A 23,783-nucleotide genomic window follows, 5' to 3' on the forward strand; every position below is an offset into this window, starting at 1 on the left:
GGTTCGCAATGTCTCAGCGTATCGTCGCGGACGTCAGTTCCAGCGCGTTCGCCATGGCCGCGCCGGACGCGGTGTTGTCGTAGATCGTCCAGCACTCGGCGCCGGCCGCGCGGCACACCGCCACCCGGCGCGCATGGGCGGCAATCGCGGCGTCGTCATAGGAGGAGCGGTAGATCACCGGCGATCCATGCAGCCGATAATAGGCGAGGCCGGCCCAGCCGCCCGGCTCGGCCGCCTCCGGCAGACGTGCGGGATCCGCGGCCACGCGCGCCACGCCTGCCGCGGCGAGCAGGCGATCCATGTCAGGCCCGAACCAGCTCGCATGGCGCGGCTCCAGCACGATCGACGGGCCGAGCAGCGCCGTGACCTCCGCGAAGAAGGCGCGCACGTCTCCTTCATCCGGTGCAGCCAGGCTCGGCGGCAGTTGAACGAGCGTCGGCCCGCGTCTGTCGCCCAGTCCCGCCACCTCGTCGGCAAAGCGCGCCAGCAGGTCTTGGCAATCGACCAGCCGGCGATCGTGCGTGATCGTCCGGGGCATCTTCACCGCGAAGCGAAAGCCCGGCGGCACGCTCGCCGCCCACCGTTCATAGGTCGATCGGCGGTGCGGGCGATGGAAGCTGCTGTTGATCTCCGCCGCGGAGAGATGCGCCGCATAGCGGTGGAGGTGCGAGCCTTCGCCTGGCAGCTGATCGGCGCAATCGCGCGGGATCGACCATCCCGCGGTCCCGATCCTGGCCAGCGGCGGAGTCACGATAGCTGGTCAGCCCCGCGCATCGCTTCCGGGATCAGCGCCTCGAGCTCGGCGATACTGCTCGCCGCATCGCGATGATGGACGAAGATCCCGCCGGCGCCGGTCCACAGATCGCGGTACTTCAGCGTGTCATCGACCAGTATGTCACCGTCGCGGGCGTGGCGGCGCTTGTCCGCGGCGAGGCAGGTGATGATGCGCGTGCTGGGGAAGTGCTCGGCGGCCCAGCGCACCTTCTGCGGGGCCGCCCAATTGCCGCGCGGCAGCCCGGTGAGGATGATCGGATCGAGGTGACGCACCGCATCGAAGAGCATCATCGCGTCGGGCATCAGCGGCAGCGAGCCGTAGAAGTCGGGATGCGCGGCCAGCCGTTTCCAGAAGGCAGGCGGGCCGTGTCGCTTCTCGAACTGGCGCGGTGGCATCCCGAGCAGCGCGGTCGCGGCGCGATCGAAATCGGCCAGCACGCCATCACAATCGAGGTAGAGCTGCATCTCCGTCAGAACCTGGCCGGCCGCAGGCGGATCGGGATCGGCACCGCCAGCGCACGCCAGCCCAGCCGGCGGATCACGTCATTACTCTCGACCGGCCGTCGCCCACCGGCGCGATCGAGCGACCAGGTGATGTGATAGGTGCTGCCGTCGCTGCGATCCGTGGTGCCGCCGATCCGCACCACCAGTGCCTCCACGCCGGCGCCGTCGTCGATCTCGCCAACCACCTCGCCCTGCGTCTCGCGCGGCAGCGGCGTCCCTTCGTCGGTGCCGGTGCGCAGCGTCACGTGATCGGCCACCACGTCGCGGAAACGCGGCACGAAGCGCGCCAGCAGCGCGGCGCGATCCTGTTCGTCGAGTTTCCAGCCCGTCACCCAGCGTCTGCCCATGGCCCTTCAACCCGTCGCCCGGCGGATCTTTCCATCCGCGGCGCTATCTGGGCTTACGCCTCGTGCACGATCGGCAGATCGTCCATCCGCCCCGCCCAGCCATGGCGGCGTTCCTCGTAGACGGAAACGCGGGGCGGCGGGAACGTGGGATCGGCGAACGCCCCTACCGCCACATAGACGAGCTCCGGCGCGCCGTCCGGCTGCCAGTACACCGTGGCGCTGCACCGCGGACAGGAATGGAAGGTGGAGCTGCTCCCGCTGTCGCCCTGCCGCGTCCAGCTGGTGGAGACGCCGGCGACCTCCACCTGCTTCGCCGCAAAGCGTGCCTGCATGCCGAAGATGCTGCCGGTACGCCGCTGGCAATCGAGGCAGTGGCAGATCGAGATCCGCCCCGGCTCGCCCTCGCACGTGACGCGAAGCTGTCCGCAGCTGCAGGAGGCGGTCCGCCGAGTCATCACTCGACTTTACGCCTCCTGCACCGCGCTGGGTAGCGGCGCGATCAGACCTGCGCCTGGCCGCCGTCGACGAAGATCTCGCTCCCTGTCATGTAGCTGCTGTCGCCCGACGCGAGGAAAGCTGCCGCCGCCGCGGTCTCGCTCGGATCGCCCAGACGGCCGAGCGGCGTGGTCTTGCCCAGCCCTTCCATGCCTTCCGCGCCAACCACTTCGAGGGCGAGTTCGGTACGCGTCGGCCCCGGCGACAGCACGTTCACGCGGATGCCGGTGCCGGCCAGATCCTGCGCCCAGCTGCGGGCGAAATTGCGCACCGCGGCCTTGCTCGCGCTGTAGATGCTGAAGCTAGCGCCGCCCTTCTCGCCGACGGTCGATCCGGTCAGGATGATCGAGCCGCCCGGCCCCATCAGCGGCAGCCCCTTCTGCACGGTGAACAGCGTGCCCTTCACGTTGATGTCGAACGTGCGATCATATTGCTCGGCCGTGATCTCGCCCAGCGGCACCAGATCGCCGGTGCCGGCATTGGCAAAGAGGATGTCGAGGCTGCCCCGCTCCTCGCGCACGGCGGTGAACAGCCGGTCGAGATCATCCGGATCGGCAACCGACCCCGCGACGGCGCGCGCATTGGGCCCGAGCTTCTCGGCCGCCGCATCCAGCAGGTCCTTGCGCCGTCCGAAGATGAAGACGAACGCGCCCTCCTCGATGAAGCGCTGCGCGCTCGCGAAGCCGATGCCCGTGCCGCCGCCGGTGATCACTGCGGTCTTGCCATTCAATCTGGTCATTTATGCCTCCTTCAACAGGTGGCGGGAAGCTGGCGCCGCACCTACCTATCGACAAGTATGCACCTTTTGGTAAGTAACCAAGAAATGAAGACGGGTGAAGTAATGACCGAGCCAACCGACTATCAGGCCTGCACCTTCAGTTGCGGCCTGGACGCGACCCTTCGGGTGATCGCGGGCAAGTGGAAGCCGCTGATCCTCTATTTTCTGCTGCAGGGCCCCAACCGCTACGGCGAGCTGAAACGCGCCGTGAAGGGCGTCAGCGACAAGGTGCTGATCCAGCAGCTGAAGGAGCTGGAGGCGGACGGCGTCCTCCTGCGCACCGATTACAAGGAAGTGCCGCCCCGCGTGGATTATGCGCTGACGCCGCTTGGCCGCAGCCTGGCGCAGGCGCTGGAGCCGCTGTGCGCCTGGGGCACGCAGAACATGGCCGAAGTCACCCGCGTGATGGCGGAGCGGGACGGGTGGCAGCGGCGCCAGTCTGCCTGACGCCCCGCCCCCACGTCACAGCAATTTGTCGAGCGTGATGGGCAGGTCGCGCACCCGCTTGCCCGTCGCGTTGAACACCGCATTGGCGACCGCCGCGGCGACGCCGGTGATGCCGATCTCCCCGATCCCGCGCGCACCCAGCGGCGATCGCGGATCGGGGATGCCGGTCCACATCACCTCGATATCGGGCACGTCGAGGTGTGCGGGCACGTGATAATCGGCGAGCGTCGGGTTCATGATCCGGCCGCTGCGCTCATCGAGCCACGTCTCCTCGGTCAGCGCCAGGCCAAGCCCCATGATCATGCCGCCGCGAAACTGGCTGGCCGCGGTGCGCGGGTTGAGGATCGTGCCGCAGTCGAACGAGCCGAGCAGGCGATCGACCCTGATCTCCCCCGTCACGTCGCTGACGCGCAACTCACAGAACATCGCCGCGGTGCTGTGCATGGCGAACTTCATCATCTCCAGCGGCGGGGTGCCCGACGCAGTGACGCTCACCTCGTCGCGATTGGCGCGGGCGAGGATCGAGCGGAAGGTTTCGTGCCGGCTGGGGTCGGCAGCGCTCGCCATCCCCTCCTGCCCAAGCCGGATCTCGCCGGGCCGAAGCCCCGCGAGCGGGCTGTCGTTGCCGGCGAGGCGCAGCAGTTCGGCGGGTAGCTTCTCCGACGCGGCCAGCAAAGCGCCGGCGATCGAGACGCTCTGGCCCGAGCCGCCCGCCATTGGCGCTGGGGGCAGGTCGGAATCGCCGGTTTCGACCACGACGGCGTCGAGGGGGATGCCCAACCGATCGGCGACCTGCTGCGCGAGCACCGTCGAGGTGCCCATGCCCATTTCCTGCGCCGAGCAGGCGAGCGTCGCGGTGCCGTCGCGCCGGATCGTCAGGCGCACCGCGGCGCCGGGCATGCGGACATAAGGGAAGCTGCCGCTGCCGCAGCCCATGCCGATGCGCCATTCCCCGTCGCGCCGGGCGCCCGGCGTGGCGGAGCGCCGTTCCCACCCGAAGCGCGCCGCGCCGTCAGCCCAGGACTTGGCGGGGGCATGTTGCGAGAAAGGTGCGCCGGTGATCGGGTGCTTGTCCGGCAGGTTGCGCAGGCGAAGCTCGATCGGGTCGATCCCCAGATCATGCGCCAGTTCGTCGACCGCGCTTTCCAGCGCAAAGGTGCCGATCGCCTCGCCCGGCGCGCGCATGAAGGTGTTGGGCACCACCGCCATGTCGAGGTGCCGCTGCAGGATCTCGAAGCTCTTGGCGCGATAGGCCGATCGCGTGCCGAGCGTATAGGCTTCCGGGCAGGCGCCATAGGGCGGCATCACCGAATAGCCGTTGTGGATCAGCGCGGTGAACCGGCCCTCTTGGTCGGCACCGATCGCCACGCGCTGCTCGGTCGCGCTTCGCCCGCCGACGATGCGATAGACGCCCTCGCGGCTGAGCTGCAGCCGCAGCGGGCGGCCGACCATGCGCGCCGCGGCCACGGCAACCACCTGATGATCCCAGAAGCCCTTGCCGCCGAAGCCGCCGCCGACGAAGGGCGAGAGCACGCGCACATCCTCGCGCTTCAGCCCGAACAGCTTGGCGAGCGTCGCGGCTTCCGCGGCGATCATCTGCGTCGTGTCGTGCACGGTCAGCGTCTCGCCCTCCCACGCGACGGTCAGCGCGTGGAGCTCGATCGCATTATGGTTCTGCCATTGCGTGCGATAGAGATTGTCGACCTTGTGCGGCGATTGGGTGAGTTCCCGCTCCGCCTTGCCGAGCGACAGGTGATTGCGCTCCATCAGTAGCGACGGGATGATGCGCGCGCCGGACTTCGCTTCCTCGAAGCGGGTCTCGGCGGGCTCGGCAGCATAGTCGATCGCGATCAGCGATGCGGCATGATCGGCCTGCTCCTGCGTCTCCGCGACGACGGCGGCGACGACCTGGCCGTTGTAATGCACGTGATCGTCCTGAAGGATCGGCAGGCTGCTGTTGCCCACCGCGGTCGGATCGGTGATCGCGATCAGCGAGGGGCCGGACATGCGCGGCATATTATGGTGGGTGAGGACCAGCAGCACGCCCCCCGCGCTTTCAGCCTTTGCCGTGTCGAGCCGCGTGATACGCCCGCGCGTGATCGTGCCGTGGACGAGCGCGGCGTAGCAGAGGTTGTCCAACGGCACTTCGGCGGAGAAGCGCGCCTGCCCCCGCACCTTCACGTCACCGTCCAGCCGCGCGGCCTGGCGGCCTACTTCGCCGCGACGACCGATCAGCGGATCGGGTGTGCCACCGGGCAGCCATTGTGCGGGCACCCAGCCGAGTGCGCTGCGCACCGTGCCTACGAGGACATTCTGTACCCTGCTCATGCCTGATCCTCGCAAAGCCCGGAAAGAACCGCGGCGAGCGTGCGCTTCGCTAGCGTCACCTTGAACATATTGCCCGGCTGCGGCTCGGCCGCGGCGAGTTCCGCTTCGGCCGCCGCAATGAACGCCGCTTCGGTTGGCGCCTCGCCCTGCAGCGCGGCCTCCGCGCGCCACGCCCGCCACGGCCGGTGCGCGACGCCGCCCAGCGCGATCCGCGCCTCCGCTATCCGCCCGTCCTCGATCACCAGCCCCGCGGCGACCGAGACCAGCGCAAAGGCGTAGGAGGCCCGATCGCGCACCTTGCGATAGTCGGATCGCGTCGCGAGGCGCGATGGCGGCAGCTCGATCGCGACGATCACTTCGTTCGACGCCAGTTCGGTCTCGATATCGGGCCGGTCACCCGGCGGGCGGTGGAAGTCGGTCAGCGGCAGCGCGCGCGCACCGTCCGCGCCGGCGACATGCGCCCGCGCGTCGAGCGCGGCGAGCGCCACCGCCATGTCCGACGGGTGCGTCGCGATGCACGCGGGCGAGGCCCCGAGGATCGCATGATAGCGGGTGAAGCCGCCGATCGCGTCGCACCCGCTGCCGGGCGCGCGCTTGTTGCAGCGCGATCCCGCCGCATCGGCAAAATAGACGCAGCGCGTCCGCTGCAACAGGTTGCCGCCCGCGGTCGCCATGTTGCGGATCTGCGCCGACGCGCCGGCCAGGATCGCGCGCGAGAGCATCGGATAGCGGCTGCGGATCAGCGGGTGGGCGGCGATCGCGCTGTTGCGCGCGCCGGCGCCGATCACGATGCTGCCGTCGGCCGCTTCCTCGATCGCGCCGGGGAGGCCAGTCACGTCGACCAGCGTATCCGGCCGCTCGACGCCCTTGCGCATCAAATCGACCAGGTTGGTCCCACCGCCCAGCAGCCGATGCCCGGCGGTGCCCGCCAGCCGGATCGCATCGCTTGCGCTTTCGGCGCGCCGATACTGCACCGGGGTCATGCCGCCTGCTCCTCGGCCACCGCCATGATCGCGTCGATGATGCCGTTATGCGCGCCGCAACGGCACAGGTTGCCGCTCATCCGCTCGCGCACTTCCTCGCGCGTCAGCCGCGCCGGCGCGGCGAGGTCGCGCGTCACATAGCTCGGCATGCCGGCGGCAACTTCCTCCAGCATCGCGCTTGCCGCGCAGATCTGGCCCGGCGTGCAATAGCCGCACTGGAAGCCGTCATGCTCGAGGAACGCCTGCTGCAGCGGGTGGAGCCCGTCCGCGCCGAGCCCCTCGATCGTCGTGACGGCGCGGCCATCCGCCTGCACCGCCAGTGTCAGGCATGAGAGCACCCGCTGGCCGTCGATCAGCACCGTGCAGGCGCCGCATGCGCCCTGGTTGCAGCCCACCTTGGTGCCGGTGAGGTGCAACCGCTCGCGCATGAGATCGAGCAGGGAGACACGCGCATCCGCCGGCGGATCGACCGGGGTGCCGTTGATCGTGATTGCCATGAACCTCTCCTGGCGACGCGAATGGCGCGCCGTCAGAAAGGTATCACGAACTTCGTACTATTCAAGCGTCGTCGTTTGCGACCTTGGCCATCATCGCGATCATCTGCCGCCGCTCCTCCGCGTCGAGCGGCGCGAGCATGCGGCGATGAAGCTCGCCATACATCGCCTGAAGCGCGGCGACCCTGCCCTCCCCGGCGGGGGTCAGGTGAAGCGCCACCGCGCGCCGGTCCGCCTCCGGCCGCTGCCGGCGCAGAAGCTCGCGCTTCACCAGCCGGTCGGTGGCGGAGGAAACGGTGGTGTTCGCCACCCCCAGGTACCGCGCGATGTCGGTCGGCCCGCAGCCGTCGTTCTTCGCGATATAGGACAGGATCTGCTTGTCGAGTTCATTCAGCGGCTTTTCCGGCCCGAGCGCTTCCGCCAGCTTGTAGCGGCGCGCGAACAGGTCGAACGCAGCGCCAAGCGCGGCTAGTTCCTCGTCGGTCGGCATCGTCATGGCGACCGCTTAAACGCACCAGATGCGATTTTGCGAGTCGCATCGCAGCAGATCGCATCATGCCGCGCCGATCCGCTGCATTCGGCTCAGCCGCCGGGCGCTGCGACCCCCGTCTGTTGCCATCCGCCACCAAGCGCGCGGAAGACGTCGATCTGCGCGCGCGCGATCTGCGCATCCGCCAGTGCGAGCGCGGCTTCCGCATCGGCAAAGGTGCGTTCGGTATCGAGCTGCGACAGGCTGTCGATCTGCCCCTCGCGCCGCTGCGCGCGGGTGATCCGCGCCGCCCGCTCCGCCGCCTCGCGCGCTTGGCCCAGCGCCGCGCGCCGCTCGATCGCCTGCTTGTAATTGGAGAGCGCCGTCTCCGTTTCTTCCAGAGCGGTCAGCACCGTTCCGTCGAACGTGGCGAGCGCGGCCTGCGTATCCGCTTCCGCCCCGGCGATGCGGGCGCGGGCGCGGCCCTGATTGAGGTTCCAGTTCAGCAGCGGCCCGATCAGCCAGTTGAGCGGCCCGCCGCCGAACAGATTGCCAAGCCCCGTGCTGGTCTGCCCAATCGATCCGCCCAGCGTGATGCGCGGATAGAGATCGGCGGTCGCCACACCGATGCGCGCGGTGGCCGCGGCGAGCCGTCGCTCGGCCGCGCGCACATCGGGCCGGCGGGCGAGCAGCCCCGCCCCGTCGCCGACCGGGATTGGCTGGTCGAGCCGAAGCATCCGGTCGCGCTGCGCCGCGATCGGCGGCAGCTCCTGCGGCGTGCGCCCGGTCAGCGTTGCCAGCCGGAACAGCGCCGCCTGCCGCTCGGCCGCGATCGTCGGCACGTCGGCGCGCCGCTGGTCGCGCAGCGCGGCAATGCGCGTCGCGTCGAGCGGCGTCGTCATGCCCACCTCGACGCGCCGCTCGGTGACGCGCAGAGACTGGTCGAGCAAGGCGACGATTCGCTCCGCCACGGCCAGCCGCTCGGCCGCCGATGCCGCATCGGCATAGGCGCGCGTCGTCTCCGCGACGACGGATACGCGCACCGCGTCGGCATCCGCCTCGGCCGCGCCGACGTCGCCGCGCGCCGCCTCCACGTTGCGGCTGACGCGGCCGAACAGGTCCACCTCATAGGAGATGTCGAGCCCGCCATCGATCAGCCAGCTTTCGCTGCCGATCCCGGGCGCGCGCTGCACCTGGGAGAAGCGATTGTAGGTGGCGCCGGCGCCGACATTGGCCTGCGGCAGGCGATCGTTACGGACCTCGCGCAGCGCTGCGCGTGCCCGGGCGAGCCGCGCGACCGCGACACGAACGTCAGTGTTCGCCGCCAGCGCGTCGGTAATCAGCCCGTCGAGCACCGGATCCTGGTGCAGCCGCCACCAATCCTCGGCCGGCGCGGCGGTCGAGACCGCCGGGCTGGTCGATACGAATGGCGCGGCCGCCGTGGCCGGCGTGGCGGGCCGGGCATAATCCGGCCCCGTCCCGCAGGCCGCCAGCGTCAGCGCGGACGCGGCCACCATCAACTTGGTGAAGTGCATGAGCATCGTTTCGCTCCTCATTCGGCCGGCTGCAGCGCGGGGTCGGTATCGGCGGCGGGGCGGCGACGGCCGCGCCCGATCCGCTCCGCCAGCCCGCGGCAGACGACGTAGAAGGTGGGGGTGAAGATCAGGCCGAAGCCGGTGACGCCGATCATCCCGAAGAACACCGCCGTGCCCAGCGCCTGGCGAAGCTCCGCCCCGGCGCCAGTGGCGATCAGCAGCGGCACCGCGCCCAGGATGAAGGCGAAGCTCGTCATCAGGATCGGGCGAAGCCGGTCCTGCGCCGCGCGCACCGCCGCCTCGATCGGCGACAGGCCTTCCTGCTCCTCCGCCTGCTTGGCGAACTCGACCACCAGGATCGCGTTCTTTGCGGCAAGCGCGATCAGCACCACCAGCCCGATCTGCGTCAGCACGTTATTGTCCATGCCGCGCAGGTTCACGCCGATCATCGCCGCCAGCAGGCACATCGGCACGATCAGGATGATCGACAGCGGCAGGAACAGGCTCTCATATTGCGCCGCCAGCACCAGGAAGACGAACACCACCGCCAGCGCGAAGACGATCCCCGCCGTGCTGCCCGCCGCCTTTTCCTGGAAGGCGATGCCGGTCCATTCGCTGCCATAGCCCTTGGGCAGCGTCTCGGCGGCGAGCTTCTCCATCGCCACCAGCGACGCGCCGGAGGAATAGCCGGGCGCGGTGTCGCCATCCACTTCGACCGCCGGGAAGAGGTTGTAGCGCGTGACGCGATACGGCCCCGTCTTGTCCTCGAAATTGGCCACCGATCCGATCGGCACCATGCTGCCGGCGTCCGAGCGCGTCTTGAGATTGGCGATATCCGCCGGGGTCGAGCGGAACGGTGCGTCGGCCTGTGCCGTCACGCGATAGGTGCGGCCGAGCAGGTTGAAGTCGTTGACGAAAGCACTGCCGAGATAGACCTGAAGCGCCTCGAACACGCGTTCCGGCGGCACGCCCAGCATGTCGGCCTTGGCGCGATCGATATCGGCAAAGATGCGCGGCGTGGCGGTGTCGAAGAAGGTGAAGACCTGCGCCAGCCCTTGCGTCTCGTTCGCCTTGGCGATCAGCTTCTGCGTTTCCTCGCCCAGCTTCTGATAGCCCGCGCCCTCACGGTCCTGCACGATCATGCGATAGCCGCCGGCCGAACCGATGCCCTGGATGAGCGGCGGGGGGATGACGAGGATCCGCGCCTCGTCGATATCCGCGGTCGCCTTGCGCGCCTCGTCCATCAGCCCGGCGAAGGTGACGCCTAGCTCGGCACGCTCCTCGAAGGACTTCAAGGGCACGTAGGCCGCGGCCGTGTTGGGCGCGAGCGTCTGCGACGGGCCGTCGAAGCCCGCGAGCATGACGACGCCCTTAACGCCGGCGAGCGGCAGGATGCGCTTCGCCACCTTCTGCACCACCGCGTCGGTGCGTTCGACCGAGGCGCCGGCGGGCAACTGAACGACGGTGAGGAAATAGCCCTGGTCCTGCGCCGGGATGAAGCCGGTCGGCGTCGCCCAGAACACCGCGCCGGTGGCGGCGATGAGACCGGCATAGGTCAGCATCATCCGCTTGGGCCGGCGCACCAGCCGGTCGGTGAGCCGCGCGTAGCGATCGCTCATCCGTTCGAACCCGCGGTTGAACCAGTCGCCGGCGCGGGCGAGCGCGCGCGTTACGCGGTTGCCGTGCCCTTCCGCCTCATGCCCCTTGAGCAGGATCGCCGCGAGCGCGGGCGAGAGCGTCAGCGACACGATCAGCGAGATGATCGTCGCGGTCGCAATGGTGACGGCGAACTGCTGGTAGAAGGCGCCCGACATGCCGGTCAGGAACAGCGTCGGCACGAACACCGCGCACAGGACCAGCACGATCGCGACCAGCGCGCCGGACACTTCATCCATCGACGTGCGCGCCGCCTCCAAAGGCGTCAGGCCATTGGCAAGGTTGCGCTCGACATTCTCCACCACGACGATCGCGTCATCGACGACGATGCCGATCGCCAGCACCAGGCCGAACAGCGACAGCGTGTTGAGCGAATAGCCGAACGCCGCCAGCACCGCGAACGTGCCGACCAGCGACACCGGAATCGCCACGATCGGGATGATCGCCGCGCGCCATTTCTGGAGGAACACCAGGATGACGAGGACGACGAGGATCATCGCCTCGAACAAGGTATCGATCACCGCGTCCACCGATTGCGCGATGAATTCGGTCGGGTTGTAGATCACGCGATATTCCAGCCCCTTGGGGAAGGACTTGGCCATCGCCTCCATCTCGGCGGTCACCTTCTCGGCGGCGGCGAGTGCGTTGGTGCCCGGGCGCTGGAACACCGCCGCGATGACGGTGGGCTGGCCCGAGAGATAGGTGTTCGAATTATAGTCCTGCGCGCCAAGCTCCACCCGGGCGACATCGCGCACGCGCACCTGATGGCCATCGGCATCGGTGCGCACGATCACGTCGGCGAATTGCGCCGGATCGACGAGCCGCCCTTGCGTCTCGACGCTGAGCTGGAAGGCATTGCCCTGTGCGTAAGGCGGCTGGCCGAGCGTGCCGGCGGCGACCTGCACGTTCTGCGCGCGCAGCGCCGAGACGATGTCGCCGGCAGTGAGGTTCAGGGCAGCGGCACGGCCAGGATCGATCCACACCCGCATGGCGTAATCGCGGCTGCCGAACAGGCGCACGTCCCCGACGCCGTCGATCCGCGCCAGCCGGTCCCGCACCTGCGTCAGCGCGTAATTGGAGATGTACCCGCGATCGAGCGATCCGTCGGGGGAGATGAGGTTCACCACCATCAGGAAGTCGGGCGAGGTCTTGCGGGTGACGACGCCCAGCCGCTGCACCTCCTCCGGCAGCCGCGGCACGGCGACCGCGACGCGGTTCTGCACCAGCACCTGCGCCGCATCGAGGTCGGTGCCGATCTTGAAGGTGACGGTGATGGTCACGACGCCGTCGCCCGTCGACTGGCTCGACTGGTACAGCATGTTGTCGACGCCGTTGATTTCCTGCTCGATCGGTGCGGCGACCGTCTCCGCGACGGTCTCCGCCGAGGCGCCGGGATAGGTCGCCGTCACCGTCACGGTGGGCGGGACGATGTCGGGATATTGCGCGACTGGCAGTTGCCAATAAGCGATCGCGCCGATGATGGTGATGATCACCGCGATGACGCCCGCGAAGATCGGGCGGGTGATGAAGAAGCGCGACAGGCGCATGGCAGGCTCCCCGGAAACGAGGATGGAAGGGATCGGCCCTTGGGGGGCCGAGCTAGATCATTGGTCCGTTCGTCCCGAGCATCGCCGAGGGACGTGCCTCATGCGGCACGCCGGGTGTCTCGACGTTGCTCGATACGAACGGTCGGGTTCGGCTCTACCGCGCCGCGAACGTCGCCTGGCCGGCCAGTGCATTTGCGCCGATGCTGCCGGCGGACGCCGCCTCGCGCGTCGGTGCGATCCGGCCGGCGCGCACCTGAACCTTGGTGCCCGGCATCGCCATCTGCGTGCCGCTGATGACGACGCGATCAGTGGCGGCGATGCCGCTGCGCACGACGCGCAGGCCATCCACCACCGGCCCGAGCTGCACCGCCTTTGCGGCGACCGTGCCGTCACGCCCCACCGTCAGCAGCGTCTTGCGCGCCTGGTCGGTCTGCACCGCGGCGTCCGGCACCAGCAGCGCCTTGGCCGCCCCGCCGCTCGCCAGCCGCATGTTGCCGAACATGCCCGGCGTCAGGAAGAAGTCCGGGTTGTTCAGCACGGCGCGTCCGCGGATCGTGCCCGATCGCGGATCGAGCCCATTGTCGGTGAAGTCGAGCCGCCCGGACCAGCGGAAATCGCCTTCGTCCTGCAGCTTGATCTCCACGTCCGAGGGCGGCGTGCCGGCGGCCTGCGCGCGCTTGGTCTTGAGGAACAACGCCTCGGAACCGTCAAAGGTGAAGTAGATCGGGTCGAGCGCGTTGATCGTGGTCAGCAGCGTGCCGTTGGTATCCCCGCCCGCCACGAGGTTGCCCGGATCGATCTTCCGGTCCGACACCCGGCCACTGATCGGTGCGCGCACCTGCGTGAATTCGACCTCCAGCGCCCGGGCACGCACACGCGCCTCGGCACCGGCCAGCGCCGCATTGGCGGCGCGCAGGCGGGCGGTCAGCTGGTCGATGTCGCTCTTCGATACCGCCTCGTCCGCCACCAGCCGCTGCGCGCGATCGAGGTTGGCGCGCGCCAGTTCAACGTCGCTGCGCGCGCTGATCAGCCCGGCGCGCGCCTCGGCCAGCGCGGCGGTGAACGGCCGCTGATCGAGCGTGAAGAGCAATTGCCCTTTCCGCACGATTGCGCCGTCGGTGAAGTGGACCGCGGTGATCGCGCCGGAAACACGCGGGCGCACCTCCACCGACTTGCTGGCCTCGAACCGGCCGACATAGCTGTCCCATTCGTTGATCGGGCGGACGAGCGGACTCGCGACCGTCACGGTCGGTGGCGGCGGCGCGGCCTGCACCGGCGCCTCGCGATTGAGCGCGGCGCCGGCGATCGCCGCCACCAGCACGGGGGCCGCGACCATCGCGCCAAGCCGCCAGCGCGGCCGTTCACGCTCGCGCGCCGGCGTCAGATGTTCGGTGTTGATCTTGCTGTGCATGTTCATGCGTATCGGCCCTTGTTCAGGCTTGCGGCACCGATGCTGGCGAGCAGGGTGCGATATTGGCCGGTGGTGAAGCCAGCGGCAGTGAAGGCCTCCACCTCCGCATCGTTCAGCGCCTTGGCGCCGCGATGCCAGGCGAGCACCGCGACGCGCCGCAGCGCCTCCAGGCGCGGATCGGCGAGGCGCGGGTTCTGTTCGCGGCCGAACAGGCTGCCGAGCGCCACCGACAGGCGCGAGGGTTCGCGCAGCGACGATGGCCGGTCGCGCCGGGCAAGCGCCACGACGGACCATTCGAGGGCGGTAAGCCGGTTCGCCCGGTCGGCGCCCGAATGCGGCGCGGCGACGGCCGTCTTGCCGCTATTGGCAACTGATCCGTGACGGTCGAAAGCCATGAACGCCATGAGAATTCCCCTTGAATAGGCGTGCGCCGGCGCCCGGCCGATGCGATCGGCCGACGGGCGCACAGGGGACCGCGATCGCGCCGACTGGAGGGTCGACGATCCGCTGATCCGGAAAGTGATAAAGAGTGAGTGGGAGAAGCAGGCGCCTACTAACGCGCGCCGGCCAATCCGGTCAGACAATCAGCCATGGAAGCGGCCTTTCGCTTGGATGCCACGGTGACATCCTTTCGATACCGACTGGTATAGAAATCCCGCTGCACCGCGTCAACAGCTTTTTGTACCAGACGGTATTTTTTACCGCAAGAGGGCTCGCACAGGTGCGATTTGCACCTTTTCTCCCCCGACGTGGCGTGTTTCTTCCCTCTCACGGCAATGGTATGATGCGGGCCGTCAGGAGGATCGCCCGATGATCGTGACGTCGCGACGCTTCAATGCCCCCGCCTCGTGGCGGATCGCTCTCTGGGGAACGCTTGCCGCCCTCCTCGTCCTGCCGCTGGTCGCGATGCAGCTGACGCCCGAAGTGCGCTGGACGCCCTTCGATTTCGCCGCCGCCGCCGTGCTGCTTGGCGGGCTTGGCCTGGCAATCGAGGCGGCGCTGCGCATCACCGCCCGCTCATCCCTGCGCGCCACCGTCATCGCCTTGGCAGTCGCCGGCACCCTGCTGCTCTGGGCGCAAGGCGCCGTCGGCCTGTTCTGACGCTCCGGCCTCAGCTGGCGCTGACTGGCATCTGGATGAGGTTCAGGAAGGTCATGACGATCGCACCTTCCTGATTCGTCACCGTCATCCGCATCGTCAGCACGCCGCGATCGGGCTTGCTGCGCGAGGCCGAGATATCGACCACCTCGCGCGTGATCGACAGCACGTCTCCCGGCCGCACCGGATGGCGCCACTGCAGATCGTCGACCTTCAACCCCAGCATCGGCGTGTCGCCGAACGGCGCCTTGTCGACGAAGTCGCGCATCACGCGCGATGCGACATGCCAGCCGCTCGCGATCAGCCCACCGAACCGGCCCGCGGCTGCGGCTTCCTTGTCGACATGCATCGGCTGGGGATCGAACTCCTCGGCGAAGCGGATGATGTCCGCCTCGCCCATGGTGATCGGGCCGCCCGACCAGCATTGGCCGATCTCAAGGTCGTTCAGGTAAAGCGACGGTCGCACGATCTTCCTCTTTCACGGCCAGCCATCGTCCGCCGCACCGCGAATCCGTGACGATCGCGGGTGCCTGCCGATGGCCTGTGATATGGTCCCCAAGGCAAAGGCACACGGCCCGGAAATGACTTAGCCCCAAGCCACCTTCCGGCAGCTCGGGGCTAAGTTTGAAACCTTGGCGCGCCCGGAACGATTCGAACGTCCGACCCTCAGATTCGTAGTCTGATGCTCTATCCAGCTGAGCTACGGGCGCTTGGGAGTGGCGCTGATAGAAGGGACTTTCTGATTGCGCAAGAGCGTTGCGCAGGACTTTTTCGCTTCGTAGACGATTTTTCATGTTGCACCGCTCCATGCTCGCTCCGCCGCTGCTCGCTCTCATGCTGGCGGCCTGCTCCAGCACGGAAGGATACCCGTCGCTGCTGCCTCGTCCGGCGGAATCGCAGAGCCTGGAGGAGCCGGCACCGGCGCCGGAAGCTCCGGTCGCGCCTGATCCAGCGCTCGATGCGCGAATCGCTACCGCCCTGCAGACGCTGGATCAGCGCATCGCTGCCTTTGACGAAGCTGCAACGCGTGCCGCGCGGCCGATCACTGCGGCCGCCGGTGCGCCGGCGGGCAGCGATCGCTGGCTCGACGCGCAGGTCGCGCTGGCCGAGCTCGATGCCGCGCGTTCCTCGACGCAGGACATTTCCGGGGAGCTTCAGGATATCGCGGCGGAACGCGCGCTCGCGCTTGAGACCGACTATCCCGCGCTCGACGCGGCGGTCGAGCGCGCGCGCGCCGCCGTCGTTGCCCAGCTCGATCGGATCACGCAGTTGCAGCAGGGCCTCGCCCCCGCCTGAGGCAGGGTCATCGCCCGGCCGATCAGGCGCCGGGCTTGATCGGCCGCAGCGCGCCGCCGCTCAGATACATGGCGGTGATGGTGATCTCCGTCACGCCCGGCCCGACGTTGATCGCGGTCGTCTTGGGCGAAGGCTTCCGGCCGAACACGAAATCGAGCAGCGTCACCTTCGGATCGCCCGAGGCGCCGCCGCCGTCCGATCGATCCGTATCGCCATTGCCGTTGATGTCGTGGCGCATGTCGACCGCATACGTGCCGGGCGCGGACACCGGCAGGCAGATACGCACCGGTCCGCTCGGCGGGGTCGGCAATTCGACGCGGGTGAGCCAGCTCTTCTTGTCGAACCAGGTTTTTGACGGGCCACCAAAGGTGCGCACGCGCACCGTGCCCGCGCGATTCTTCAGCCCCACGATGTTGACCAGGATCGCCGGCCCATTGCCGGATGTGCAGCGGGCGGCGTGCGGGCCGAGCACGGGCCCGCCGCCCTGCACCGCCGCCGCTGGCGGGGCGGCAAGCGCCGCCGAAGCCACGAACAACGCGAGGAAAGCCGATTTCTTCATAAGCCCCATGTGGCGATGGCAGATGGCACAATCGAGGCAAATTGCCGGCGAACCGGGCAGGATTCGTCCCAAAGCGTATCAAGATGGCGGCCGAAGGGCTCCCCTCGCCAGCGATTCTGGTGCGTTTCTCCGCCGCATCCGCTTCAAACCCCGGCAGAAGTTCATTACGCAGGTGCAATGCGCCTCCTGCCCCTGATCGCCGCCGGCACCGCCTTGACGCTTGCCGCTTCCGCCACCGCCCAGACGACCCAGCCGGTCGCAACCCCGGCGAGCCCGGCGCCCGCCGCGACCAAGTGGCCGACGAAGGAAGGCGACGTCACCCTCCCCGCCTTCCGCTTCAAGACCGGCGAGGTGATGGACGTGCGGATGCATTATACGACGCTCGGCACGCCGCATCGCGGGGCCGACGGGCGGATCGACAATGCCGTGATGGTGCTCCACGGCACCGGCGGCACGGGCAAGCAGTTCCTCCAGCCGCAATTCGCCGACGAGCTTTACGGCCCCGGCCAGCCGTTCGACATCAGCAAGACCTTCGTCATCCTCCCCGACAATATCGGCCACGGCCAATCCTCGAAGCCGTCCGACGGGAAGCGAATGGCGTTCCCCAAGTACGATTATGACGACATGGTCGCCGCGCAAAAGGCGATGCTGGAGAAGATCGGCGTCACGAAGCTGAACGTGATCCTCGGCACTTCGATGGGCTGCATGCACGCCTTCGTCTGGGGCGAGACATACCCAGGCTTTGCCGAGCGGCTCGCCCCCTTCGCCTGCCTCCCCGTCCCCATCGCCGGCCTCAACCGCATGTGGCGCAAGCTGTCGATCGACGCGATTCAGGCCGATCCAGCGTGGAACGGCGGCAATTATACCGCCCAACCCGAACAGGGCCTGCGCACCGCCGCCAGCCTGTCGATCATCGCGGGCAGCAATCCGCTTGCGCTGCAGCAGCAATATGCGACCCGCGACGCCGCCGAGGCGTTCCTCGCGCAGGCCTTCGCCCGCAATTCCGCCGGTCGCGACGCCAACGACTATATCTATCAACTCGATGCGTCGCGGAATTACGATCCCTCGCCCGCACTGGAAAAGATCACCGTGCCGGTCCTGTGGATCAACTCGAGCGACGATTTCATCAACCCGTCAGGCTACGGCATCGCCGAGCCCGCGGCGGAGCGCATGCCGCGCGCCACTTTCCGCCTGATCCAGGCCACGCCCGAGACGAAGGGCCACGGCACCCACACCTGGGCCAAGTTCTGGAAGGTCGACCTGACGAAGCTCCTCGCCACCAACTAGGCGCGCGCGCCGGGGCACGCCGCGCGGCCCCGGCATCAGCCGATCAGGCTCAATTGTCCTGATCGTCTTCCTGCGCCGCGGTCGAGGGCGCGGCCTGCGCCGCCTCGCGCTGCGCCTGGCGCCGCTCCGCCGCCCAGGCCTGGCCTGCCGCGATGCTGCACCCGGTCTGCCCGCCCGTGCCGATCGGCGAGCAGGTGTTGGGTAGCCCGCCGGCCACCCGCCCGACACGGTCCGCCGCCGCCGCTCGGTTGATCCAGCTCTGGTTTTGCGCCGGCACTTCGGGAGGCTGGCGCAGTTCCTTGGGCACGCGATACGCCTCGTTCGGATTGATCCGGCTGCACACCACGATCTCGTCCGCGGCCGCCGTCGGGCACGCCTCATTACCCTGCAGCGTCACCTGCCGGATGCGCTGCGGCGGCTGGCCGGACTGCGCCTGCGGCTGCTCGGCGGACGCGGAATCGACCGGCGCCCGCGCCTGATTGCCTGCCGGATCCTGCGCCGCCGCGACTTGCGGTAGCAGCGCCAGTGCAGCGGCAGTGGTGAGGGACGTGAGCGAGCGGAACATCGGCGGCAACCTCCTGGCAATCACACAACGATCGCCACACCGGCTTTTATCCCGGCTGAACGATATGTCATCGCCTACGCGATTCCGCCGCGCCGCAACAAGCGTTGCGGCACCGCGCGGTTCGGCTATGGCTGGCGGCGACATGATCCTGGTCATCGACAATTACGACAGCTTCACCTGGAACCTGGTCCATTACCTGATGGAACTGGGGGCCGAGGTGCGGGTCGAACGCAACGACGCGCTGACGGCCGCAGAAGCGCTCGCCTCCAACGCCACCGGCTTCCTGGTGTCGCCCGGCCCCTGCACCCCGAACGAGGCGGGCGTCAGTCTCGATCTCGTCGCGGCGTGCGCGGAAAGCCGCCGCCCGCTGCTCGGCGTGTGCCTTGGCCATCAGGCGATCGGCCAGCATTTCGGCGGCCGGGTCGTGCGCGGCGGGCTGATGCACGGCAAGACCAGCGCGATCGAGCATGATTCGACCGGCGTCTTTGCCGGCATCCCCTCGCCCTTCACCGCGACGCGCTATCATTCGCTGGTGGTGGAGGGCGTGCCCGACGTGCTCGTCCCCAATGCCCATGCCGCGGACGGATCGGTGATGGGGCTGCGCCACCGCGAGCTGCCGATCCACGGCGTCCAGTTTCATCCCGAAAGCATCGCGACCGAGCACGGCCACGACCTCCTGGCGAACTTCCTCGCGTTAACCGGCGCGCGGCCGACGACGAGGGCCGCGGCATGACGACCATCACGCTCCTGCCTGATCCGGCATCGCCCTTGTCGCGCGAGACGGCCGCACAGGCCTTCGCCGATATCCTCGACGGCCACGCCAGCGAGGACGCCATCGCCCGCTTCCTGCTCGATCTGTCCGATCGCGGCGAAACCTCGATCGAGATCGCCGAGGCGGCCCGCGCGCTGCGTGAGCGGCTGATCCCGATCAGCGCTCCCGTCGGCGCCATCGACGTGTGCGGCACCGGCGGCGACGGCCACCACACCCTCAACGTCTCCACCGCGGTCAGCCTGGTCGTCGCGGCTTGCGGCGTGCCGGTCGCCAAGCACGGCAATCGCGCCGCCTCGTCCAAGGCCGGCGCGGCGGATACGCTGGAGGCGCTCGGCCTCGACATGGAGCGCGCCGGCGCGCTCGCTGAGGAGACGCTGAACGAACTCGGCATCTGCTTCCTGTTCGCCGCCAATCACCACCCGGCGATGAAGCGGATCACCCCGATCCGCCAGCGGCTGGGCAAGCGCACCATCTTCAACCTGATGGGCCCGCTCGCCAACCCGGCGCACGTCACGCGCCAGCTGATCGGCATCGCCCGTCCGGATTACGCCCCGGTCTATGCGGAGGCGCTGGAGCAGCTCGGCACCGAGGCCGCGCTGGTCGTCTCGGGCGAAGAGGGGCTGGACGAAGTCTCGGGCGCCGGCCCGACGGTGGCCGTCGCGATCGGCGATGTCGCGGTTGGGCACCGGATCGTGCCCGAGGACGCCGGCGTGCCGCGCCACCCGATCGAGGCAATCCGGGGCGGCGACCCTGAGCATAACGCACTCGCCCTGCGCCGCCTGCTGAACGGCGAGCATGGCGCCTATCGCGATGCCGTGCTGCTCAACGCCGCCACCGCGCTCGCGCTGGTCGGCGAGCCGATGGAAAGCGGCGCTTCCCGCGCAGCCGAGGCGATCGACAGCGGCGCCGCACGTGACCTGCTCGATCGCTGGATCGCCTGGGCATGACCATTCTGGACCGGATCCTCGCCACCAAGCACGAGGAAGTCGCCGCCCGCCGTGCGCAGCGCTCGATCACCGATCTCGACGCCCTCGCCGCCGCGCAGAGCGCGCCCCGCGGCTTCAAGGCAGCGCTGGACAACACGCCGGCGACCTACGGCCTCATTGCTGAGATCAAGAAGGCGAGCCCCTCCAAGGGTCTGATCCGCGCCGATTTCGATCCGCCCGCGCACGCCCGCGCATATGCCGCCGGTGGTGCCACCTGCCTCTCGATCCTCACCGATCACCAATATTTCCAGGGGCATGAGGATTATCTGATCGCCGCGCGCGCAGCGTGTGACCTGCCGGTGATCCGCAAGGATTTCCTGGTCGATCCGTGGCAGGTGGCCGAGGCTCATGCGATCGGCGCCGACGCGATCCTCATCATCATGTCCGCGCTCGACGATGTCGCCGCGGCCGAGATCGAGGCCGCCGCGTTCGAACGCGGCATGGACGTGCTGGTCGAAGTGCATGACGCAGACGAGCTCGAACGCGCGCTCAGCCTCAAGTCGCGGCTGATCGGCGTCAACAACCGAAACCTGCGCGATTTCTCGGTCAGCTTCGAACGCACCTATGAACTCGTCGGTCAGGCGCCGGCAGGCTGCACCTTCGTCGCCGAAAGCGGCCTCAACACCCGCGCCGATCTCGATGCGATGGCGGAGCATGGTGTGCGCTGCTTCCTGATCGGCGAGTCGCTGATGCGGCAGGACGATGTCGCCGCCGCCACCCGCGCGCTGGTCGGCTAACGGCGATGAGCGGCCTCACCCATCTCGATGACGCCGGCGCCGCGCGGATGGTCGATGTCGGCGGCAAGAGCGAGACCGTGCGTGAGGCGGTGGCCGAGGGTCGCATCATCATGTCGGCCGAGGCAGCACAGGCGATCGCCGACGGTGCCGTGGCCAAGGGCGACGTGCTTGCCGTTGCCCGCGTGGCCGGCATCATGGCCGCGAAGCGCACCAGCGAGTTGATCCCGCTCTGCCATCCGCTGCCGCTCACCAAGGTCTCGATCGATCTCACCGTCCAGCCGGAGGGGGTCGTCGCCACCGCAACCGTGGCCACGGCCGGGCGCACCGGCGTGGAGATGGAGGCGCTCACAGCCGTCTCCACGGCGCTCCTCACCGTCTACGACATGGCGAAGGCGCTCGATAAGCGGATGACGATCGAGGGCATCCGGCTGCTGCGCAAGACGGGCGGGAAGTCGGGCGACTTCACCGCCTGATCCCGCCTCGCCCCCGGCTCGGCCTTAGCGCCCAGCGGGCAACGAACACCCTGTCGCCGCCTCCCGTAATCTGCCACTCCCGCACCATGAGCGAATTGCTTCCCGTGGCCGAAGCGCAAGCGCGTCTGCTCGCCAGCGTCACCCCCGTCTCGATCGAGACGCTGCCGATCACCCGGGCAATCGGCCGCTGGGCTGCGGCCCCGCTGGTGGCGCAGCGCACCCAGCCCGCACGCGATCTGTCCGCGATGGATGGCTATGCACTGCGCTTCGCCGATCTCCCGGGCCCGTGGCGCGTGATCGGTGAAAGTGCCGCCGGCCGCCCGTTCGAGGGCAAGGTGGCGGTGGGCGAAGCGGTGCGCATCTTCACCGGTGCGGCACTGCCGGACGGCGCCGACACGGTCATGGTGCAGGAAGAGGCAGCGCGGGACGGCGACCAGCTGATGCTCGATGGCGAAGGGCCGCTTAAGCTCGGCGGCAACGTCCGCCGTCGCGGCCTCGATTTCACGCAAGGCGACACCTTGGCGGCGGCGGGCGAACGCCTCGTCCCTGCGCGCCTCGCCGTCGCTGCGACCGGCGGTGTCGGTGACGTCGCGGTGCATCGCCGCGTGCGGGTGGCCATTGCCGCGACGGGCGACGAGCTGGTCGATCCCGGCACTGCTGCCCGCGCCGATGCCCTTCCCGAATCCAATCGCCTGCTGATCCGCGCTTTGCTCGCCGATCTGCCGGCGGACATTATCGACCTCGGCATTCTCCCCGATCGACTGGACGTGCTCACCGACGCCTTCGCCTCCGTCGACGCGGACCTGCTCGTCACCACCGGCGGTGCCTCGGTCGGCGATCACGATCTGGTGCGCCCGGCCCTGATCGCAGCTGGGGCCAGCATCGACTTCTGGCGCGTAGCGCTTCGCCCCGGCAAGCCGCTGATGGCCGGCCGCCGCGGCGCCATGGCGGTACTTGGCCTGCCGGGCAATCCGGTCTCCGCCTTCGTCACCGCGCTACTGTTCGTGAAGCCGCTGATCGCGCGCCTCGCGGGCGCCGCGCAGCCGCTGCCGCTCACCACCCGCGCCACGCTTGGCGAAGCGCTGCCGCCGAACGGCCCGCGCACCGATTACATGCGCGCCGCGCTGGTCGATGGCGAGGCATTCGTCGCCGCCATCCAGGACAGTTCCATGCTGCTCACGCTTGCCCGGGCCGGCTGCCTGATCGTCCGCCCACCGCACGATCCGGCGCGGGAACGCGGCGACTCGGCAGAAATCCTGATGATCGCTTGACGCATTGAGGAACGTTCCATAAAGGTTCTTCGTCTGTTCGCGGCGGAGGCGATGCGATGCTTACGAAAAAGCAGCACGAGCTGATCTGTTTCATCAACGACCGGCTGGTCGACACCGGCGTGTCGCCCTCGTTCGAGGAAATGAAGGAGGCGCTCGACCTCAAGTCGAAGTCCGGCGTCCACCGCCTGATCTCGGCGCTGGAGGAACGCGGCTTCCTACGTCGCCTGCCGAACCGTGCGCGCGCGCTCGAAGTGCTCAAGATGCCCGAGCGTCTGGACGCGAAGAAGGCGCCCGCACCGGCCGCCCGGCCCGCCGTGCCCGAACCCGCCAACGACGTCATCGAAGTGCCGCTGCACGGCCGCATTGCCGCCGGTGTGCCGATCGAGGCGATGGAGGGTGCGTCCTCGCTCCCCGTCCCCGCTGCGCTGCTTGGCTCGGGTGAGCATTTCGCGCTCGAGGTCGCTGGTGACTCGATGGTCGAGGCCGGCATTCTCGACGGCGATTTCGCGCTGATCCGCAAGCAGGACGTGGCCCGCGACGGCGAGATCGTGGTTGCGCTGATCGAGGACAGCGAAGCGACGCTTAAATATTTCCGTCGCGAGGGGGCGATGATCCGGCTCGATCCGGCGAACCGCGCTTATGATCCGCAGCGCTACGCCCCGGCGCAGGTGCGCGTGCAGGGTAAGCTCGCGGGAATCCTTCGCCGCTATTCCTGATCGCCGCCATCACCCAGGGGTGCGTGTCTCCGGGCCGTTGAACCGTCATGACACTCCCGGTCGCCAGCGTGACGGCGACCCCGCCGGTTTTCGCCAGCGTCTCGCGATCTAGGCGTAGCCAGCGCGGCTGGCACCGCCGCGGCAGCCGACGCTCGCTGATCACCACGTCCGCGGCCAGGCACGCCTCGATCAGTTCGCCCGCCGGCACTAGGTACGCGCTCCGCGTCGCAAGGATGCGCCAGCTGCGCTCACCCG

26 protein-coding genes and 1 tRNA gene are annotated in these 23,783 nt (G+C 68.8%); 10 read left to right on the forward strand and 17 right to left on the reverse strand.

Features of this window, described 5'->3' with window-relative positions; all coding sequences use genetic code 11:
* Positions 1-13 precede the first annotated feature (13 nt).
* Genes ACH0AE_RS08730 through ACH0AE_RS08750 form a run of 5 tightly spaced genes read right to left on the reverse strand, consistent with a single transcriptional unit; the run spans position 14 to position 2,859 of the window.
* A complete protein-coding gene (locus ACH0AE_RS08730; RefSeq protein ID WP_294442477.1) occupies positions 14-751 on the reverse strand; it encodes a DUF72 domain-containing protein in 738 nt (245 codons plus the stop codon).
* Complete coding sequence (locus ACH0AE_RS08735; protein ID WP_294442478.1) at positions 748-1,239, reverse strand: hypothetical protein; 492 nt, start codon at positions 1,237-1,239, stop codon at positions 748-750. The genes ACH0AE_RS08730 and ACH0AE_RS08735 overlap by 4 nt, the downstream gene beginning before the upstream one ends.
* 5 nt (positions 1,240-1,244) lie before the next feature.
* Positions 1,245-1,625, reverse strand: a complete 381-nt coding sequence (locus ACH0AE_RS08740) for a hypothetical protein (protein WP_294442479.1) — start codon at positions 1,623-1,625, stop codon at positions 1,245-1,247.
* Positions 1,626-1,678: 53 nt separating this feature from the next.
* Positions 1,679-2,080: a GFA family protein gene (locus ACH0AE_RS08745; protein WP_294442480.1), complete on the reverse strand. Its 402-nt coding sequence runs from the start codon at positions 2,078-2,080 to the stop codon at positions 1,679-1,681.
* A 44-nt stretch (positions 2,081-2,124) separates the two neighbouring features.
* The gene (locus tag ACH0AE_RS08750; protein ID WP_294442481.1) at positions 2,125-2,859 is read right to left on the reverse strand and encodes an SDR family NAD(P)-dependent oxidoreductase; all 735 of its coding nucleotides are present in this window, start codon (positions 2,857-2,859) and stop codon (positions 2,125-2,127) included.
* 102 nt (positions 2,860-2,961) lie between these two features.
* On the opposite strand from ACH0AE_RS08750, the gene ACH0AE_RS08755 reads away from it, so the two are divergent.
* The gene (locus ACH0AE_RS08755; protein WP_294442482.1) at positions 2,962-3,345 is read left to right on the forward strand and encodes a helix-turn-helix domain-containing protein; all 384 of its coding nucleotides are present in this window, start codon (positions 2,962-2,964) and stop codon (positions 3,343-3,345) included.
* A gap of 15 nt (positions 3,346-3,360) precedes the next feature.
* Here the strand turns inward: ACH0AE_RS08755 and ACH0AE_RS08760 are convergent, their stop codons facing one another.
* The 8 genes from ACH0AE_RS08760 to ACH0AE_RS08795 all read right to left on the reverse strand — a co-directional run bounded on the left by ACH0AE_RS08760 (position 3,361) and on the right by ACH0AE_RS08795 (position 14,172).
* A complete protein-coding gene (locus ACH0AE_RS08760) occupies positions 3,361-5,673 on the reverse strand; it encodes a xanthine dehydrogenase family protein molybdopterin-binding subunit (protein WP_294442483.1) in 2,313 nt (770 codons plus the stop codon).
* Entirely contained in the window at positions 5,670-6,656 is a 987-nt protein-coding gene (locus tag ACH0AE_RS08765; protein WP_294442484.1) for a xanthine dehydrogenase family protein subunit M, read from the reverse strand. Before ACH0AE_RS08765 ends, ACH0AE_RS08760 begins: the two co-directional genes overlap by 4 nt.
* A complete protein-coding gene (locus ACH0AE_RS08770; RefSeq protein ID WP_294442485.1) occupies positions 6,653-7,153 on the reverse strand; it encodes a 2Fe-2S iron-sulfur cluster-binding protein in 501 nt (166 codons plus the stop codon). The genes ACH0AE_RS08765 and ACH0AE_RS08770 overlap by 4 nt, the downstream gene beginning before the upstream one ends.
* Before the next feature lie 61 nt (positions 7,154-7,214).
* Positions 7,215-7,646, reverse strand: a complete 432-nt coding sequence (locus ACH0AE_RS08775) for a MarR family winged helix-turn-helix transcriptional regulator (RefSeq protein WP_294442486.1) — start codon at positions 7,644-7,646, stop codon at positions 7,215-7,217.
* A gap of 86 nt (positions 7,647-7,732) precedes the next feature.
* Positions 7,733-9,160 carry an efflux transporter outer membrane subunit gene (locus ACH0AE_RS08780; protein WP_406875656.1) on the reverse strand — a complete coding sequence of 476 codons (1,428 nt, stop codon included), beginning with the start codon at positions 9,158-9,160 and terminating at the stop codon, positions 7,733-7,735.
* Between the two features lie 11 nt (positions 9,161-9,171).
* Positions 9,172-12,357, reverse strand: a complete 3,186-nt coding sequence (locus tag ACH0AE_RS08785) for an efflux RND transporter permease subunit (RefSeq protein ID WP_406875658.1) — start codon at positions 12,355-12,357, stop codon at positions 9,172-9,174.
* A gap of 154 nt (positions 12,358-12,511) precedes the next feature.
* Entirely contained in the window at positions 12,512-13,774 is a 1,263-nt protein-coding gene (locus ACH0AE_RS08790) for an efflux RND transporter periplasmic adaptor subunit (protein WP_294442488.1), read from the reverse strand.
* Positions 13,771-14,172: a hypothetical protein gene (locus tag ACH0AE_RS08795; RefSeq protein WP_294442489.1), complete on the reverse strand. Its 402-nt coding sequence runs from the start codon at positions 14,170-14,172 to the stop codon at positions 13,771-13,773. Before ACH0AE_RS08795 ends, ACH0AE_RS08790 begins: the two co-directional genes overlap by 4 nt.
* A 406-nt stretch (positions 14,173-14,578) precedes the next feature.
* Here ACH0AE_RS08795 and ACH0AE_RS08800 point away from each other — a divergent pair, with 406 nt between their 5' ends.
* Entirely contained in the window at positions 14,579-14,869 is a 291-nt protein-coding gene (locus tag ACH0AE_RS08800) for a hypothetical protein (RefSeq protein WP_294442490.1), read from the forward strand.
* A 10-nt stretch (positions 14,870-14,879) separates the two neighbouring features.
* Here the strand turns inward: ACH0AE_RS08800 and ACH0AE_RS08805 are convergent, their stop codons facing one another.
* Together ACH0AE_RS08805 and ACH0AE_RS08810 are read right to left on the reverse strand one after the other, a co-directional pair.
* The gene (locus tag ACH0AE_RS08805) at positions 14,880-15,332 is read right to left on the reverse strand and encodes a MaoC family dehydratase (RefSeq protein WP_294442491.1); all 453 of its coding nucleotides are present in this window, start codon (positions 15,330-15,332) and stop codon (positions 14,880-14,882) included.
* Between the two features lie 167 nt (positions 15,333-15,499).
* A tRNA-Arg gene (locus tag ACH0AE_RS08810) sits at positions 15,500-15,576 on the reverse strand.
* A gap of 82 nt (positions 15,577-15,658) precedes the next feature.
* On the opposite strand from ACH0AE_RS08810, the gene ACH0AE_RS08815 reads away from it, so the two are divergent.
* The gene (locus ACH0AE_RS08815; RefSeq protein WP_294442492.1) at positions 15,659-16,162 is read left to right on the forward strand and encodes a hypothetical protein; all 504 of its coding nucleotides are present in this window, start codon (positions 15,659-15,661) and stop codon (positions 16,160-16,162) included.
* Between the two features lie 22 nt (positions 16,163-16,184).
* Here the strand turns inward: ACH0AE_RS08815 and ACH0AE_RS08820 are convergent, their stop codons facing one another.
* Entirely contained in the window at positions 16,185-16,721 is a 537-nt protein-coding gene (locus ACH0AE_RS08820) for a DUF2141 domain-containing protein (protein ID WP_294442493.1), read from the reverse strand.
* Between the two features lie 177 nt (positions 16,722-16,898).
* On the opposite strand from ACH0AE_RS08820, the gene ACH0AE_RS08825 reads away from it, so the two are divergent.
* Positions 16,899-18,008, forward strand: coding sequence for an alpha/beta fold hydrolase (locus tag ACH0AE_RS08825; RefSeq protein WP_294442495.1), 1,110 nt, complete (start codon positions 16,899-16,901; stop codon positions 18,006-18,008).
* A 49-nt stretch (positions 18,009-18,057) separates the two neighbouring features.
* Here the strand turns inward: ACH0AE_RS08825 and ACH0AE_RS08830 are convergent, their stop codons facing one another.
* On the reverse strand, positions 18,058-18,573 hold the full coding sequence (locus ACH0AE_RS08830; RefSeq protein ID WP_294442496.1) for a hypothetical protein: 516 nt from the start codon (positions 18,571-18,573) through the stop codon (positions 18,058-18,060).
* 142 nt (positions 18,574-18,715) lie between these two features.
* On the opposite strand from ACH0AE_RS08830, the gene ACH0AE_RS08835 reads away from it, so the two are divergent.
* The 6 genes from ACH0AE_RS08835 to lexA all read left to right on the forward strand — a co-directional run bounded on the left by ACH0AE_RS08835 (position 18,716) and on the right by lexA (position 23,528).
* On the forward strand, positions 18,716-19,306 hold the full coding sequence (locus ACH0AE_RS08835) for an aminodeoxychorismate/anthranilate synthase component II (protein WP_294442497.1): 591 nt from the start codon (positions 18,716-18,718) through the stop codon (positions 19,304-19,306).
* Positions 19,303-20,292 (forward strand): anthranilate phosphoribosyltransferase, encoded by a 990-nt coding sequence (gene trpD / locus ACH0AE_RS08840; RefSeq protein WP_294442498.1) that lies wholly within the window; start codon positions 19,303-19,305, stop codon positions 20,290-20,292. Before ACH0AE_RS08835 ends, trpD begins: the two co-directional genes overlap by 4 nt.
* Positions 20,289-21,068, forward strand: a complete 780-nt coding sequence (gene trpC / locus ACH0AE_RS08845) for an indole-3-glycerol phosphate synthase TrpC (RefSeq protein ID WP_294442499.1) — start codon at positions 20,289-20,291, stop codon at positions 21,066-21,068. Before trpD ends, trpC begins: the two co-directional genes overlap by 4 nt.
* A gap of 5 nt (positions 21,069-21,073) precedes the next feature.
* Positions 21,074-21,541 carry a cyclic pyranopterin monophosphate synthase MoaC gene (gene moaC / locus ACH0AE_RS08850; protein ID WP_294442500.1) on the forward strand — a complete coding sequence of 156 codons (468 nt, stop codon included), beginning with the start codon at positions 21,074-21,076 and terminating at the stop codon, positions 21,539-21,541.
* 86 nt (positions 21,542-21,627) lie between these two features.
* Entirely contained in the window at positions 21,628-22,812 is a 1,185-nt protein-coding gene (locus ACH0AE_RS08855; protein WP_294442501.1) for a molybdopterin molybdotransferase MoeA, read from the forward strand.
* Positions 22,813-22,868: 56 nt separating this feature from the next.
* Positions 22,869-23,528, forward strand: a complete 660-nt coding sequence (gene lexA / locus ACH0AE_RS08860; RefSeq protein WP_294442502.1) for a transcriptional repressor LexA — start codon at positions 22,869-22,871, stop codon at positions 23,526-23,528.
* The last annotated feature ends 255 nt before the right edge of the window (positions 23,529-23,783 follow it).

This window comes from Sphingomonas sp. 179-A 2A2 NHS, from assembly GCF_045371305.1.
Lineage (GTDB): Bacteria > Pseudomonadota > Alphaproteobacteria > Sphingomonadales > Sphingomonadaceae > Sphingomonas.